We start from the raw sequence: 15,664 nt of genomic DNA, 5'->3' as shown, positions 1-15,664 counted from the left end.
ACCTGCCGCCTGCAAAGCCGGTCGTGACAGCCCGACCACCGCAGCGGCCAGAAAACGATCGAAGTCCAGCTTGGGGAAACGGACTTTGCCGATATTGCTTTCTACCATGTGCTCTTTCCTTGGAAGAAACGCTTGCAACGGACCTGGTCCGTTGCCGGTCTAAGATGCGCGTAAGGTTCGGCTTTCCCTGCTTTTCGCCAGCACGTCTTCGTAGAGCTTCACATAGTTCTCACCCACCCGGCGCGAGGTGGATTCCTCGACGATATTTCCGAAATCGGCCTCCGTCGGCAATTGCTCGCGCGAAAGCGTCAACACCCGGCGAATGCGTGCGGCAAGGTCCGTGGCGTTGCCTGGTTCGAACAGCCAGTCGTGGTTGGTCTCGCCGATCAGTTCCGGAATGCCGCCCGAGGCCGCGCCGATGACCGGCACCCCCATCGCGTAGGCCTCGTAGATGGTGCGCGGCGAAGGTTCTGCCCAGAAGGAGGGAACGATGAGCACATCGATCTCTTCGAAGAATTCCTTCGGCTTTGCCCAGCCGACGAACTCGATCGGCAGGTCGCCGGCCTGGGCCTTGAAGCGTTCGATGGAATCGTCCATCGCGTGGCCGGCAACCAGACAGCGCCAGTTACCGTGGCCGATTTCCCTGAAGGCATCGACCATGTTGCCGACACCCTTTTCCGTGTTGATGCGGCCGATATAGCCGAAGGTCATCGGCTTGCCGGTTCGGTCGATCTGCCTGCGTGCGACCGGGTCGCCGTCCGGAACCGTGCAGGAATAAAAGATCACACGGCGCATGCTTTCCGGCAGGTGATGGAAAAGCCCGTGATCGACATGGGTTTTAAGGATCTCCGTGCCAACGCTTGCCACCGCGCCGATGTAGCGCTGCGTGAATTTCTTGGTGATATTCACCACCTGACAGCCGAGATGGATGTGTTCGCAGGGCTTGCCGCCCTTGAACATGGCGGCGTTACCGCACAGAAGATCATATTCGCAGATCGTGTGGACGATTGGAATGTTGCGCTTGTGCGCCGCCCGCCACACCAGCGTCGTCACATCCAGCAGCGAGTGCGTATTGAGAACATCCGGCTTGAAATCGTCAAGAACGGCTTCGAACTGCTTCTCGACGTTGAAATTCCATTGCTGCTTGATCTTCTGCATACGCCTTTGCTGCGGCGTATATTGCGGCCAGTCCTCGAGCCAGAAATCGTTATTGTGGAACATGCGGTAGACGCTGACGCCATTGCGCACCGTTTTGGGTTCGGCCTGCCGCTCTATGCAGGCGGCACCGACCTCATGTCCCATGGAGACGAGTTCCTCGGCAAGATGTTCGACCGAGCGTTCGCACCCGCCAACGATATGCGGCGGATAAAGGCTGCTGAGATGGAGAATTCGCATACGGATACGCTCTATTTCCTTATCGAAAATTTATGACTTCCGCTTGGCCTCGCCCATGTTCCCGGATACTCCGGGACCAATGAGACATGCGCAAAAAGCACAGAAGGCAGAGCAGATTTAACGCTTGAAAATATGAATAACCAAAAATCCACTTTCAAAAAGCACGGGAACTGACGGCATTTCAAGTGCTTTTTTTCGCGGCGCGACGAAAGTCATGCCGTGTTGCGAAAAGAACCTGTCCCGTGTTAGGCTCATTCTCATATGAAAAAACGTACGGGCGGAAGCGGTGAATTCTGTTTCGTCCGCATATAATATCATTAATTTATATATTTATTTCATTTCAGAAACATGGATTTGATGGCGAATGAAGATGCCAAAAACTTCCAGGACAATCTGACATAGTGAGAGGCGCCGCCGATATGATCGCGGCTGCTTTTATATCTCGCCGGAATGACCAGGAGACGCAGATGAACGGAAAACAGCCGATCACCATGGGCCACCTGACACGGCGCGGCTTGCTTTCAGCTGCACCTTTCGCACTGGCTGCCGCCACGGGCCTGCGCCCCGCTTTCGCGCAGACTCAATCCGTTTTTTCCGCCGGAACAGAAGCCTTTGTGGACAGCGTGGGCGTGTGTGGCCATTTCGCCCGCACGAACGGCATTTATCCGGAAAGCTTCGAGCGCATCCTGCCTGAACTGGAAGCCCTTGGTGTGGGCCACCTGCGTGACGAGGGACTGATTACCGCAAGGGACAGCCGCAACAGCCCGGCTTTCCAGCGCCTGCGCAGGATTGTGGCGGCCAACGTTCGCCTCACGATCATCTGTTACGACAATCTCAACCCCTACGTCTCAACGCCACTGAACAGGATTGCCGATTTCTACGACTGGTGCGACGGCGGCATCGAAGTTTTCGAAGGCAGCAATGAACCGACGCTGACGAAAGACCCGGCCAATGCGCCGCGCATTTCGGCAGAGCATCAGGCTGCACTTTTTGCAACGATCCGCTCAACTCCTGCCGTGAGCAACGTGCCGCTTGTCGCGCCAAGCTATATCCAGGCGAATACGGAGCTGGCGCTAAACCTGCAGAACGTATGCGACTTCGGCAATATTCACCCCTACGCCGGAATGGAACATCCCGAAACGACCGGGCCGGGGGCGCTCTCCAAATCCGTCGCCGCCTCGGCGCATATAGCAGCCGGCCGGCCGGTGCTCGCCACCGAGATCGGGTACCACACCTCACTGCAACCGAAAACCTTCCATTTTCCCGTCACCGAAGGCATCAAGGCGCGCTATATGCCGCGCACGCTCCTGTGGTCCTTCATCAGCGGCATCCGCCGGGCTTACATCTATGAAATGGTCTCCAGCTTTGCCGAAGACGAGACAAATCCGGAATCGTCCTTTGGCCTGCTGCGCCACGATCTGAGCCGGACCCCTGCTTACGGGGCCGTTCGTGCCCTTCTTGCGCTTTGCAAGGCAAGTCGGCAAACAGAGAAAGCGGAACGCAGCCTCGCTTTCCTCAACGATGATTCCGAAAGGCTTTCCCTGCGCCTGACAAGACCAGACGGCGCGCTGCTCGCCCCGGTGTGGCTTGGCATACGCGGCTGGCAATGGCCGGCGCGGATCGAAAATCCGCCAGCCGAACGTGCAACGGCCTTTTCGGTAACCGGCCCGCATAGCCAAGTCATCGCGCACCGGTTCGGCGATGACGGTTCCGTAAGCCAGCGGGTGATCGCAAGAGAAGGTGGGCAATACCGGCTTTCCATCAGCGACCAGCTTACGGTGCTGGAGGTTTTCTGAACGGGGTGCGGGCGAAAATTTCCGGCCGACAAATTTTGTATATCGTGTCAGCCTATTGCGTGATAGCCTTCTGAAATAGACCACTTTTGCTCGCTGCTGCGAGCGCAAAATATTACTGTATAAATTTTTTCTTTTTATAGATGATGACGATGCAAAAAATTGAAAAAGCGCCTGTTTCCGTGGCGCAGCGTCTCGATATTCTTCAAATGATGCGTGCCCTGGCGGCAATCATGATTGTCGCGCTGCATGCGCAGGTGAACTGGGAGTTTTCGCTCGTCAACCTCCATCTCCTGAGGCTGGGTGCGGGCGTCGATCTGTTTTTCGTCATTTCCGGCTTTGTCATCGTTTATGCCTCCCGGCCGTATTTCGCAGCAGAGGGAGGGCGCTCGGCCTTTCTTGTGCGCCGTCTTCTCCGCATCCTTCCTCTTTACTGGTTCGTATTGACCATGCGGCTCGCCATGGCCGCGGTCGCCGTTCTTCTCAGCGCCAAGGCCTTCCCGTCCTTGCAGGCCGTCCTCACCTCCTACCTCTTCATTCCCTATGACAGCATGGGTTATGGTGACGCCTATCCGTTTCCAATCATCGATCTGGGCTGGACGCTGAATTACGAGATGTTTTTTTATGTCGTATTCGCGGTTTTCATCTTCCTGCCGCTGGAACGCGCCGTGCTGACAACAGCGGCTGTGCTGCTCGCCGCAGTGCTCATCGGCTCCAACTTCAATCTCGCCTTGCCGTTCAGTTTCTGGTTTCAGCCCATCATTCTGGAGTTCGTGGCGGGAATGTTGCTTGCCGTGCTTTTCCTGCGCGGCGTGCGCCTGCCGCCCTTGCTGGGGATTGCGGTGGCCCTTTGCGGCGTGGCGATCTGGACGCTTATCGATCTGAAAAGGTTCGAATTCCAGTGCAATCCGGGCTGTTATTCCTATACCCGGCTGCTCGTTTTTGGCGGTGGCGCGATTTTCCTGATGGCCGCGGCAACCCTGACCAGGGGCATCTCCCTGCCCCGTTTTGCGCAGCCGCTGGCGAAACTGGGCGATTCCTCCTACGCGCTTTACCTGCTCCACCCGTTCATCTTTCGGGCATTCCTGGTTGCTTCCGGCGGCATCACCTGGCCGCAGGAGTGGAAAAATGTCGTCTATCTCGTCGTCGTCGCCAGCACCATCGCCATCGCCCACGCATTTCACGTCCTTGTCGAAACGCCCGCAAATATCTGGCTTCGTGACCGGCTGATAACACCCCGGCGAAAAGTCGCCGTGTCCTGACGACAAGGGAAAAGTCCTCGTGTCTGCTGTTAAGTATACCCCGAAGTTCCGTTCACAAGTTTATTTTAGCACTTGATCGTTAGCTAGGGCTGTGCGATTTAAAAAGAAAATTTTAGATGTTGGATAACCATATCCAGCATTTCAGCTTACTTAAAATCGTATTTTTTAAAAATTTGGAGAGTTGTGATGTCCCGCCTTCGTAATGGCTCGACGCTCACTGGTGCGGTATTGATCACCAGCCTCGGTCTTTTTTCCGCAGTCGCCAACGCCCAAAACGTGGAACCAGTACCGCCAGCTGCCGGGCAGCAGACGCCGCCGGTACAGACTGCGACAACCGCACCCGTGAAGGCCGCTGACGAAACCAATGCCGCATTTCTGGCCCGCGTTAACAGCGCCAATCCGGACACGGTTGCCCTTGCTGCCGCGGAACTGTTCAAGCAATCTCCGACGCAGGCAACGGTCAAGGATCTGGCCGGCATCGCTTCCAGCACCGATGCGGCAAACGCCGACATGACGGGAAAGGTGACGAACGGCTTTCCGATCATCGCCGTTTCCACCAGCGCGGCGCAGTTCTCCGAACAGGTTTCTGGCCTGATCCTGAGCGACTCCAGCCAGTTGCCCACCATCGTCGCACTGGCCCAGAAGGTCGGCAACAAGGACTTCTCCGAAGTTGTCGGCGAAGGTCTGGCGCTTGCCTATTCCACGGCGATGCAGAGGGGCAACACGATACTTGCCGCCGCAATCCAGTTGCAGACCAAGGGTGCCGGCGTGCCCTCCGATCTTCTGATCGCCTTTAGCGAAAATATTCAGGGAACGGCGGCCGGTCCGGCAGCGCCTGCGGCAGCTGCAGCTGCCGCCTCACCGATCGGTGGCGCCGGCGCTTCACCTGCAAGCGGCAACAGCATCGGCGGCTCGGGAACAGCGGGCTCACCAGCCGGCACGGCACAGGCCGGCGGCGGAGCCGCACCGGTTGGCGGTGGCGGCAGCGGTGGCACCACCGGCAGCGGCGGAACCACCACAACCAACAACTTCTTTGCCGCGCCCCTTTCAACCGGCAGCACCAGCACGCCAGTCAGCACAAGTCCCGTTTGAACCCGGTTTTGCCGCCCTGCCTGCGGGAATGGCGGCCGCCTGTCCTATCATGCAACCGAGACTTGGCGGGTGCCACGCCCGCCAAAAAGAGCGAGGCTGACAGTTGTTGCAAAGGCACGATCCCCTGACTATGGCCGATATCGACAAAAGCGGATTTACAGCCGACTTTATCGATATAGACGCCGTTCTTGCCACGGTCCGCCGACAGTGGCGCGTCGTCCTCGCCGCAGTAGCCATTGCCGGGACAATCGGTCTCGCTTATGCCGCGACAGCCGTTCCGATCTATTCAGCTTCGGCTACCCTTTTGATCGACCGCAACAACAGCCAGGTCGTCGAGCAGCTTTCGACGATCGGCGGCGTCGTGGAGGACGAGGCTTCCATTCTCAGCCAGGTCGAGGTCCTGCAATCGGAAACCATCGGGATTGCTGTCGTCGAAAGTTTGAACCTGACGGAAAATCAGGAATTCAGGGCAAACCGCGCCTCGCTTCTGAGTTCGATATTCGGCACCATCCGTTCGCTCGTCAACGTTTCGCAATGGTTCTCGCCGGCAAAAGAGGCCGTCATCGACGACGGCACGCTGAAGCGGGCGCTGTCGGACCGGCTGCTGGACGGTCTCAGCGTCAAGCGTATCGGCCGTACCTACGCGCTGGAACTGACCTACAACTCGACATCACCGGTTCTCGCCGCGAAGATCGTCAACGCCGTGGCGTCGGCCTATCTCGTGGACAAGCTGAACTCCAAATACGAGGCGACGAAGCGGGCCAGCGACTGGCTGTCCGACCGCATTGCCGAGTTGCGCCAGAGGGCACTCGACACCGACCTTGCCGTACAGAAATTTCGCGCCGAACACGGTTTGATCGAGACTGGCAATAACGGCCTGCTTTCCGATCAGCAACTGGCCGAATCCAACAGCGCGCTTATTCTGGCGCAGTCGGAAACGGCCAGGTCGCGAGCGCGGGTACAACGCATCGAACATATCCTTGCCACAGACGATGTCGACGCCGTCGTCACCGACATTCTCGAGAGCTCGGTTGCAAACGATCTGCGCAAGAAATATCTCGAATCCTCGAAGATCGAAACGGAAATCACCCGCAGGCTTGGCAGCAACCATGTTCAGGCGGTGCGTCTGCGCAACGAAATGCAGGAATACCGCCGGCTGATGTTCCAGGAAATCAGCCGTATTGCGCAAAGTTACAAGAGCGATCTGGAGGTTTCGGAAGCAAGAGAGAAATCACTTGCGGAGAGCGTTGCCAAGGCCACCAGCGTCAGCAACTCGGCCAGCCAGACCCAGGTTCAGCTTCGCGAATTGCAGCGGGAGGCGGAAACTTACAAGAACATGTATCAGACCTTCCTGCAGCGTTATCAGGAAGCGATGCAGCAGCAATCCTTCCCCGTAACGGAAGCACGCGTGATTTCGAGGGCAGTTCCGCCCAACATTCCGAGCAAACCGAATAAACCGCTGCTTTTGGCGCTGTTCATGATCATGGGCGCCGCGGCCGGCGGCGGCATCGCCATGTTTCGCGAGTTCCGCGACCGTTTCTTCCGCACCGGAGAACAGGTTCGCGACGTTCTCGGGCTGGAATTTCTGGGCAACACCCCGCTCGTCCAGAACAAGCCGGGCACGGATGTGTTGCCAAAGGGACAGGAGGGGCCGCCTACCGCCACACGCCCGTCCAGTGTTGCCCGCTACACTGTCGATCACCCGCTATCGTCCTTCGCCGAAACGCTGCGCAGCACACGGCTTGCGATAGATCTCGGCATTCCCCCGAAAACCGGCGCGCGGGTGGTGGGTGTCGTATCGGCGTTGCCGAGCGAGGGCAAATCGACGATCTCCATCAATCTGGCTCAGCTTCTGGCCGGACAGGGAGCAAGGGTTCTCCTGCTGGATGCGGATATTCGCAACCCGGGCGCCACGCGCGCTTTGGGGCGTCATGCTGCAGAAGGCCTGCTCGAAGTGCTGCTGGAAGGCCGCAATATGCGCGATGTGCTGCTGCACGACGAAAAGACGCGGCTCGCTTTCCTGCCAACGGTCGTCAAGCAGCGCGTACCGCACTCCTCCGAGCTGCTGACATCGGCGCAAATGTACAAATTGCTGGCCGAAGCGGGTAGCCTCTTCGACTACATCATCGTCGACCTGCCGCCTCTCGGGCCGGTGGTGGATGCCCGCGCGATGGCTGGCCGGATCGACGGTTTCGTCTTCGTCACCGAATGGGGCAAAACCGCCCGCAGGGCGGTACGCAATACGATTGAAAACGAAGTCCAGATCCGCAAGAAGTGTCTCGGTGTCATCCTCAACAAGGTGGACACGGAAAAGCTGAAGCTGTACCGGGCTTACGGTTCAAGCGAATATTATCATGCGCGCTACACGCGATATTACCATGACTAGGCGGGACGGAATGGCGGGCCTGCGTAAATTCTTCGCGGTCGTGCCCGTTCTCATCCTTTCCGTGTTTGTTTTATCTGTCGCCGCACAGGCGTTTTCCGAAACCCGGCGGTTTTCCGATGTCGTTGCCTTGGCAAGAATTGCCGACGACAAAAGCGGCCTGGCGCACGATCTTCTGGCGAAGACGGTCGATGGGCTGCACCCCGTCGTTGCGGAGAAAATCTGCCGCTCTGATATCGTCAAGGCCGGGTTACGGCTCGTTCTCGCAGATCTCGATGCAAATGGCCAAGATGCTACGTCGGAGGCCGGTGCGGCGCGTCTCGGCTTTGCCGAGACCTATATTCGTCACGCGCTCTCCTGTTTGCCTGCAAATGGCGATGTGTGGCTGCGTCTTGCCATGGTTCGTTCACTGCGTAACGCCTCGCCAATGGAAATAGCCGTTCTGATGAATTTTTCCCAACTTTACGGGCCTGCAGACGCCAACCTGATACGCGGGCGCTTCGTGATGTGGCAGCAATTTCCAAAAGACACGCTGCCTCAGGCCGATGCGGCCCGCAATGCGGACACGGCAATCGTCTGCGGCAAGGAGGGGGAAATTCTGCGCTGGACCCTGCGGAAGATCTGTCCGCAGCAGCCGCAGGCCGACATGAAACGCACCGTGCCGCTTCCGTGACATAGCGGCCCGCATCGTCTTTCTACCTTAGACATCGTCGCAGCAACAGTTATTGCAAAGCCGAAAGCCAATGTCGTCCATCGAAGCCCAATCAGAACCGCTATCCTCATCGCCACCGCGACCGGTTGCGTTTCCTGACTATTTCCGGACGGCCGCAATAGTCATCTTCTGGGCTATCTTCCTGCTTGCGCTTCTCAATCGCGGCGCAACTGAAATCGAGAGCCGTATCGTCGTCACCGTTGCAATTTATTTGTTGCTCGTGCCCGCCATCCTGCTGTTCGGGTCGCCCCGGGCTGGTGCAAGCGTGGCGCTTGTGGCGACCTGCCTTTTGCTGGGGGCACTCATCATCCAGATGTGGTTGCAATCATCTGTGCCGGGTATTGCTCCACCCAATCCCGCCTGGTCGACCGCCGCCATGTTTATGCAGCTCGCGCCCTACGCCACGGTTTCGCTCACCCCGGCGGATGATCGGCTCGGCCTGTTAAGCGCCGCCCTGCCCTTCGGCGCCTTCATGGCCGGCCTCGTCATTTTCGATACGGACGAGCGCGCGGCAAAAGCGCTGCGATGGTTCGCAATTGCCGGCGGATGGCTGGCACTGTTGTCAATCGTGCAGTTTCTGCTTTTTCCAGAAACACTCGGCTTCATTCAGAAGCGCTTCTATCTCGGCAGCCTGACCGGCCTTTTCGTCAACCGCAATACCGCCGCCACCTTTTTCGGTCTCATCCTCCTGACCCTCGTCGTAATGCTGCACAAACGGCTGACGGCTCCAGATTGGGGAATGGTCAGGGCACTTGTGGCAAATCGACTGACGGTGCCGGTCGGCCAGAAACGCCTTATCCGCAAGGCCGCCTTCATCGGCGTGCTCACTGCCTTTTGCTTCATCGCCTTGATGCTGACCGGATCGCGCGCGGGCATAGCATCGAGCTTTGCGGCACTGAGTTTCCTCATTCTTCTGACCGTCTTCAACTCACCCATCAAAACAGGCCGCAACGCGGCTGCCCTGCGTCGCAAGCGGCGCGGCACGAAGCGCCGCGCGGCGATCGTGCTCGCCGTTACGCTTGGCCTGTTCCTGCTCTTCGCCAATCGCGTGGCGCTTCGCATGGAAACACGGTTGGAAGACGACATGCGCTTCTGCTACATGCCGGGCATCGCGCGTGCCATTTCTGACAGCTGGCCTTGGGGAACCGGCCTTGCAAGCTTTACGGAAACCTATGCGCCCTATCATGCGGCGCAATGCGGGGTGGACGCCATCGTCACCCACGCCCACAATGTCTATGCCGAGGGCCTGCTGACGCTCGGCCTCGCATTTCCATTCTATGCGGCTTTTTTCGTGCTCGTCCAACTCGCCATCTTTATTCGCGGGGCGCGCAAACGCAAAAACTACCGTTACGCCTCCCATCTCGGCCTTGCCGGGCTGCTGCTCGTCGCATTGCATTCGACGCTCGATTTTTCGCTGCAGATCCCCGGCTTCGCAATGGCTTACGCCGTATTCCTTGCGCCCGTCGTCACGCTTTGCCTGAACCCACCAGGGGTTGGACGGGACCGTTCGCGGCGGCGCGGACTATCTCTAACCGATCCCGCAATGCCTGCCTAGAATCAGTCCGGATGGGCAGCAGCCTTCATTTCGCTGATGCGCAATAGTTGTAACGATTACAAAACCACACAAAGACGCGAGAATTTGGGCATGCGGATACTGCAAATAACGTCGCTGTTTTCTCCGGACCGGGTCGGCGGCGCGGAGATATTCGTGGAAGACCTGGCGCGCGGGCTGGCGGAGAAGGGACACACGGTGGCGGTGGCGGCCATTTCCCGCAAACAACAGGCCGTGGAGCTGCGCGACGATTTCGCCGTTTACCGCCTCGGACATACCACGCCGTTTTTTATCGGGGACTGGGAACAGCAATCCGGATGGAAGCGAAAATACTACAAGATCGCCGTGCAGCTGGATCCGGGTCTCGTGCGCCGGCTTGCCCGCGTCATCGATGATTTCCGGCCTGATGTCGTCAACACCCATTCGCTGTCGGAGCTGACACCACTGATCTGGCCGATGATCCGCAAGCGCGGCATTCCGCTCGTCCATTCCCTGCACGATTTTACCAGCATGTGCACCAACGGCTCCCTGTTTCACGACGGGCACATCTGCGACGGCACCAGCAAAAAATGCCGCGCCTTCTCCTACCTGCACCGGCGTTGCCAATGCGCCGTCGATGCTGTCGCCGGTGTCGGCCACGATATTGTCGAGCGCCATGTGCAGGCCGGCTTTTTCACCCATGTACCGGAAAACCGCCGCACGGTCATCTGGAACGCCATCGCGCCGCCAGCTTCACAGACACAGCGCATTCCACGCGCGCCTGGGGACCCGCTTGTTTTCGGCTATCTGGGCCGCATCGAGGCGCCCAAGGGCGCAGATCTCCTGATCGAGTCGCTGCCGCTCCTGCCGCCGCAGGGCTGGCGACTGGTCATGGCGGGCCGCGCACCGGGCGGCATCGAAGCCTACGAGCAAAAAACCGCCAACCTCCCGGTCGAATTTCCCGGCTATGTGGACGCCGATAGTTTCTTCGCCGGTATAGATTGTCTGATCGTTCCGCCCCTCTGGCCAGAGGCTTTCGGGCGCACGGTCGCTGAAGCTATTTTACGCGGTGTGCCGGTTCTCGGCGCCAACCTCGCCGGTGTCGCCGAACAGATCGGTCGGGACCGGCCGGAACGCCTCTTCACGCCGGGCAACGCCACTGAGCTTGCCGCCCGCATGACTGACGCGATGCGCAACCCCGCCATTCTCGCGGAAACACCGGAAACCAAAGCGCGCATTTCGCAGGGCGTCGCGCCCGAACGGGTAATCGGGGCATACGAAGCTCTCTATTCGGAGCTGCGCAGCGGCACAAGGGCATGAGCCGCAAGATTTCGCCGTGGGGACCTGACTTCTAGACGTCAGGTCTGTTCATGGAAAACCTGCACATAGCTTTCCGCCGCCTTCTGCCATGAATACAGCTTGCGGTTTTCATAACCCGCCTGGCGAAGATCGCCTGCCAGATCCGGCTCCTGAAAAATCCGCTCAAGTGCCGCGACAAGGCTGTCAGAGTCCGCGGGATCGAAGGTGAGTGCGCCCTTCCCGGCGATCTCCGGCGTTGCGGAACGGTTGGAGCAGACGACCGGACACCCCAGTTGCTGCGCCTCCAGCACCGGCAGGCAGAACCCTTCATATGTGGAAGGCACGCAAAGGCAGGTGGCGTGGCGGTAAAGGTCTGCCAGTTGATGGTCGTCTATGCCGGAAAGCCGGATCAACCGCGCCTTCAGCTCCGGATCATCTAGCACGCTGCCGATTTCCTCGGCATCGTCGCGGCCAACATGCACGACGTGCAAATCCGGCCTAACCTTGCCAATCACGGCAAAAGCCTTGCCCAGAAGCGCAAAGTTTTTATTCGACGTCGCGTTTCCGACCGCCAGTATGTAGGGCGCAGCAACCGGCGGCGGGCCGTTCAAACTCGCTGGATCGACATTCAAGGTGCTGTCAGAATGGATAGTCAGACTTTTTCCGGCAGCCGACGGATAAAACTGCGCCAGATCCTTTCGCGTCGCTTCCGATACGCAGGTGATCCGGTTCGAGCCAGCCATCATCAGTCGAAAGATCAAATCCGTCGTCAACGTCGCCCGCCAGCCGATCTGTTCGGGGATGGTCTTGAAATAAAGATCGTGAACCAGTGTGACGCGCCGTTTGCCGCCGCTGGGACTTCCGAAGGGATCTGCATTGAACAGCACATCGATGCCGAGCTTGCGGCAAAGTGCCGGCAACGTCATGGCCTGACGCAGCACATCAAACACCATAATACGCGGCCGCGGCGTCTCAATCAGCTGAAGGCGGCTTTCGCGCAGGTTTTCGGGCAGCTGTGCCCGCGTCCAGGGAGAACGCAGGATGTAGTCGTCCCGCGTCTGATCCAGCAGCCGCTCCAGCAGGCTGAAGGTCACGCGGGCGACGCCGGAAGGTTTGCCGCCATACTGGCTCGGCATGTTTACGAGAATACGCATCCTGACCCTTCCGCTTGCCTGCACTTTCTGCCCGAATTGATCACCAAGGGGCCCCTCACACTGCTTCCGACAGCAAAGCGGAAACGGACCGGCAGGTCTCTTCCAGCGAAAAACGCCGGCTCACATCCTCGCGGCCCTGCTGTGCCAGCCTTTCCGCCAGAGCCGGCTGCGACAGAATGCAGCCGAGTGCTGCCGCAAGCGCCGATGCGTCGCCCGGCGGCACCAGAAGACCCGTTTCGCCGTCCCGAATGATTTCGGTAACCCCACCACCGCGTGTGGCGACAACCGGCCGCCCGCACATCATGGCCTCGACCACCACCCGCCCGAACGGTTCGGCGACAACAGAGGTGTGGGCAACGGCATCCATCGATGCCATCAGCTCCGGCACATCCGACCGGAAACCGAGGAAGCGGACACGACCATCCAGACCGAGACGGGATGCCTGCTCGCGGATACGCGTCTCATAGGCGTCCTGCCCGAATAGCGCTCCGCCAACGATGACGGCCTGAACGCCATCCATCGCCGCGATCGCGTCCAGAAAGACGTGCTGCCCCTTCCATTCGCTCAGCCGGCCGAACAATCCGACAAGCGGTTCAGGACCAAGGCCCAATTCCGCACGCAACCGCGCAGCTCTGTCGGGATCGTGGGCCACAGCCTTTGCGGGGTCGAAGCCGTTATAAACGATGCGGACCTTGTCTCCCTGCCCGCCGGCTTCAACGAAAGCCCGGCCGGTTTCCTGCGAATTAACGGCCACCAGCCTTGCGAAAAGGCGTGCGAATGCCAGCGATGCATGGCGATTGGCGGAGCTGAAGGCGGGATCGGTGACTATATCGTGCAAAACCCAGACAAGCGGACGACGGCTGAGTTTCGCGGCAAGCGCGCAGACGAACAGCGCCTTCTGCGAATTGGCGCAGATCACGTCGTAATGTCTCGCCTGCTGGCTCAATTGCCAGGCAACGGCGACGACATCGGCCGCGCCACGCAGCATTGCGCCAAACGATGAATCACGGCGGATCGACAGCATTTTTTCGCCAGCTGATAACATGACCGGAGGCCGCCCGGCCGCTGCCAGATCATCAGCAGCACCACCGCCACTGAGAAAACACGCTCGCCAGGAATGCGGTCCGGCCTTGACGAGGTCCGTCAGAAACAGCTCGGCGCCACCCTTCTCTCCTGTGTGACTGACAAACAGAGCGGATGTCATGACATCACCTGTGAAGGACCAGAGCACCCAAGTTGCCATTGCCCTAAATTGCGGGCATGGACGGACAGCCCGTGAAAATGACAAGTGCACTTGCTAACGGCAGGGATAGCTTGACCGGCAATTTCAGTATAAGAACAACAATGCTTAATTGTGGTTAGAAAAAATAACATTCAAACCTTTATGCGGATAAAAATCCGATATACGTAAATCAAAAGAAAAATATTCTATCTATATATTTTAAAAGAAATCGAAGAAAAATTCGTGACGTATAATTTTACTGCTTTTCGCCGTCCCGTTTCCTGCGTTTTGTCCCCCTGCCTTTCGGCAGAGTTATCCTAGGGCCAGACCAGGAGAACGAACTATGACACCGCTCAAACGCAACATATGCATATATATGACCGGAACGGAAGAGGTGCCGGCGTGATCGGCGTATCGCTCGGCATCACCTCCAGAAACATCCCCACCATGGTCCCTTCCCTGAACGCGCTCTCACCCTTGCGCGCGCGTTTGACTGCGGGTCAGAATGCCACGATCTTCGTGAATGGTGACAGCACCGCCTATGCCGATGCGGGACCATTCCAGCAGTTCGCCATGATGCTTGGCGATCTGCACGACACAAGGGTTGTGCTGCACCGCTGGGCAGAATGGCAGACAAACGCCCCCACCGGGCCAAAGGCCTATGCCGATCCGGTTACGCTGCGCGCAGGCATGGGGCCAACGCTCACAGTCTATCTTGCGGCACTGCCAGGCGGCATGGCCGGTTACATGCTCGCGGAACAGCGCGCGGAGGCGCTGAAGATTCCGCGTCCAGACCTCTGCATCACGCATCATGGGCATAATATGCAGAGTTTCGAGACGCCGGGCGGTATCCTAAGCTCCGGACGAGCCGCCCTGCTCGGACCGCTTGGCATGATCGAATGGCAATGGCCGGGTGCCCCCCAACTCATCACCACCCAGAACCCCTGGCGCGATAGCACCGGTTACGACAAGGTCTATAATGCGATCCTTGACCTTGCCCGAGCGCACCCGGGCCTCACGCTGGTGGATACACACGCGGCATTTGTAGCGAGAGGCAAGGACCATGCGCTTTACCGCGACAACGTCCATCCGAACGATGCCGGATCTCATCTCGTCGCCCGAACCTTGTTCGGTTGTTATCTGGCATCGGCGCCCGATAACGTCTTTCAGACACCTTGTTGGCCGAAACTTCCCGCTGCCAATCTTATCGTCAACGGCGATTTCACCGATTGGACCGGGTCCGCTCCAGCGGGCTGGAGCCCGGCGGCGTCGGGTTCCGCCATAAAAACCGCAGAAGTCACCTTTTCTCCGGCCTTCGCTCACAGCCTCGGTTTGCGTGCGAATGGCAACCAGTCGGCTGCACTGGTTCGTTATTTTCGCAATGCGGAGGCCGCCGCGATGATCGGCAAAACAGTTTCATTTGCAGTGCTTTATAAAAATATCGAGGGGCAGCGTGCGCCCTATGTCACACTGGTTGCAAAAAGCGGCGGCGCAGTCCGGACGATAAGCTGCTCCGCCCTGCAATTCGGTGGTGCGAATGCCCTCGACAATAGCGGCTGGATGTGGGCCACAGCCAACGAGATCGCTATCGACCCGGATATCAGCCCCAGCGGATACGGTTTCTATGTGAGGATCATGCCGGCATTCGGCATGAGCGCGCCGGTTTCCAACGAACCGCTCTACATCCAGCGGGTAATCGCCGTCGAAGGAGCTTTGCCAAAAGGTAATCTGAGCGACTGAAAACCTTAGAAAATTGTCTTGCACGGCAACGTCATCAAGACCACTATTCATCGTCATCACCCTCTCGCCTCATGGTGATGA

Annotated in this window: 11 protein-coding genes; 8 read left to right on the top strand and 3 right to left on the bottom strand. The window is 58.7% G+C overall.

From position 1 onward, the window contains the following. Positions 1-159: 159 nt before the first annotated feature. Positions 160-1,395, bottom strand: coding sequence for a glycosyltransferase family 4 protein (locus tag CRO62_RS09615; protein WP_097099992.1), 1,236 nt, complete (start codon positions 1,393-1,395; stop codon positions 160-162). A gap of 467 nt (positions 1,396-1,862) precedes the next feature. On the opposite strand from CRO62_RS09615, the gene CRO62_RS09605 reads away from it, so the two are divergent. The 7 genes from CRO62_RS09605 (at position 1,863) to CRO62_RS09575 (ending at position 11,488) form a co-directional block, all read left to right on the top strand. Then, complete coding sequence (locus CRO62_RS09605) at positions 1,863-3,191, top strand: hypothetical protein (protein ID WP_097100451.1); 1,329 nt, start codon at positions 1,863-1,865, stop codon at positions 3,189-3,191. 140 nt (positions 3,192-3,331) lie between these two features. Then, positions 3,332-4,450, top strand: coding sequence for an acyltransferase family protein (locus CRO62_RS09600; protein ID WP_097099990.1), 1,119 nt, complete (start codon positions 3,332-3,334; stop codon positions 4,448-4,450). A 186-nt stretch (positions 4,451-4,636) separates the two neighbouring features. Then, entirely contained in the window at positions 4,637-5,542 is a 906-nt protein-coding gene (locus CRO62_RS09595) for a hypothetical protein (RefSeq protein ID WP_097099989.1), read from the top strand. 130 nt (positions 5,543-5,672) lie between these two features. Beyond that, positions 5,673-7,928, top strand: a complete 2,256-nt coding sequence (locus CRO62_RS09590) for a polysaccharide biosynthesis tyrosine autokinase (protein ID WP_097099988.1) — start codon at positions 5,673-5,675, stop codon at positions 7,926-7,928. A 10-nt stretch (positions 7,929-7,938) separates the two neighbouring features. Next, positions 7,939-8,598, top strand: coding sequence for a hypothetical protein (locus tag CRO62_RS09585; RefSeq protein ID WP_097099987.1), 660 nt, complete (start codon positions 7,939-7,941; stop codon positions 8,596-8,598). 70 nt (positions 8,599-8,668) lie between these two features. After that, complete coding sequence (locus CRO62_RS09580; protein WP_097099986.1) at positions 8,669-10,192, top strand: O-antigen ligase family protein; 1,524 nt, start codon at positions 8,669-8,671, stop codon at positions 10,190-10,192. A gap of 90 nt (positions 10,193-10,282) precedes the next feature. Next, positions 10,283-11,488, top strand: a complete 1,206-nt coding sequence (locus tag CRO62_RS09575) for a glycosyltransferase family 4 protein (RefSeq protein ID WP_097099985.1) — start codon at positions 10,283-10,285, stop codon at positions 11,486-11,488. A 38-nt stretch (positions 11,489-11,526) separates the two neighbouring features. Here the strand turns inward: CRO62_RS09575 and CRO62_RS09570 are convergent, their stop codons facing one another. Both CRO62_RS09570 and CRO62_RS09565 read right to left on the bottom strand, forming a co-directional pair. Then, complete coding sequence (locus CRO62_RS09570) at positions 11,527-12,621, bottom strand: glycosyltransferase family 4 protein (protein ID WP_097099984.1); 1,095 nt, start codon at positions 12,619-12,621, stop codon at positions 11,527-11,529. A 55-nt stretch (positions 12,622-12,676) separates the two neighbouring features. After that, positions 12,677-13,825, bottom strand: coding sequence for a glycosyltransferase family 4 protein (locus tag CRO62_RS09565; protein ID WP_097100450.1), 1,149 nt, complete (start codon positions 13,823-13,825; stop codon positions 12,677-12,679). Between the two features lie 420 nt (positions 13,826-14,245). Here CRO62_RS09565 and CRO62_RS09560 point away from each other — a divergent pair, with 420 nt between their 5' ends. Beyond that, positions 14,246-15,583 (top strand): SGNH/GDSL hydrolase family protein, encoded by a 1,338-nt coding sequence (locus CRO62_RS09560; protein WP_097100449.1) that lies wholly within the window; start codon positions 14,246-14,248, stop codon positions 15,581-15,583. Positions 15,584-15,664: the final 81 nt, after the last annotated feature.

It is taken from the genome of Rhizobium sp. AN6A (genome assembly GCF_900215635.1).
GTDB lineage: Bacteria > Pseudomonadota > Alphaproteobacteria > Rhizobiales > Rhizobiaceae > Agrobacterium > Agrobacterium tumefaciens.
The sequence above is the reverse complement of the archived record's forward strand: the minus strand, read 5'-3'. Positions and strand labels throughout refer to the sequence as shown.

Excerpts from the sequence above, each read along its gene's own strand:
- CRO62_RS09615 (WP_097099992.1), bottom strand. The coding sequence starts at position 1,395 with ATGCGAATTCTCCATCTCAGCAGCCTTTATCCGCCGCATATCGTTGGC.
- CRO62_RS09605 (WP_097100451.1), top strand. The coding sequence starts at position 1,863 with ATGAACGGAAAACAGCCGATCACCATGGGCCACCTGACACGGCGCGGC.
- CRO62_RS09600 (WP_097099990.1), top strand. The coding sequence starts at position 3,332 with ATGATGACGATGCAAAAAATTGAAAAAGCGCCTGTTTCCGTGGCGCAG.
- CRO62_RS09595 (WP_097099989.1), top strand. The coding sequence starts at position 4,637 with ATGTCCCGCCTTCGTAATGGCTCGACGCTCACTGGTGCGGTATTGATC.
- CRO62_RS09590 (WP_097099988.1), top strand. The coding sequence starts at position 5,673 with ATGGCCGATATCGACAAAAGCGGATTTACAGCCGACTTTATCGATATA.
- CRO62_RS09585 (WP_097099987.1), top strand. The coding sequence starts at position 7,939 with ATGGCGGGCCTGCGTAAATTCTTCGCGGTCGTGCCCGTTCTCATCCTT.
- CRO62_RS09580 (WP_097099986.1), top strand. The coding sequence starts at position 8,669 with ATGTCGTCCATCGAAGCCCAATCAGAACCGCTATCCTCATCGCCACCG.
- CRO62_RS09575 (WP_097099985.1), top strand. The coding sequence starts at position 10,283 with ATGCGGATACTGCAAATAACGTCGCTGTTTTCTCCGGACCGGGTCGGC.
- CRO62_RS09570 (WP_097099984.1), bottom strand. The coding sequence starts at position 12,621 with ATGCGTATTCTCGTAAACATGCCGAGCCAGTATGGCGGCAAACCTTCC.
- CRO62_RS09565 (WP_097100450.1), bottom strand. The coding sequence starts at position 13,825 with ATGACATCCGCTCTGTTTGTCAGTCACACAGGAGAGAAGGGTGGCGCC.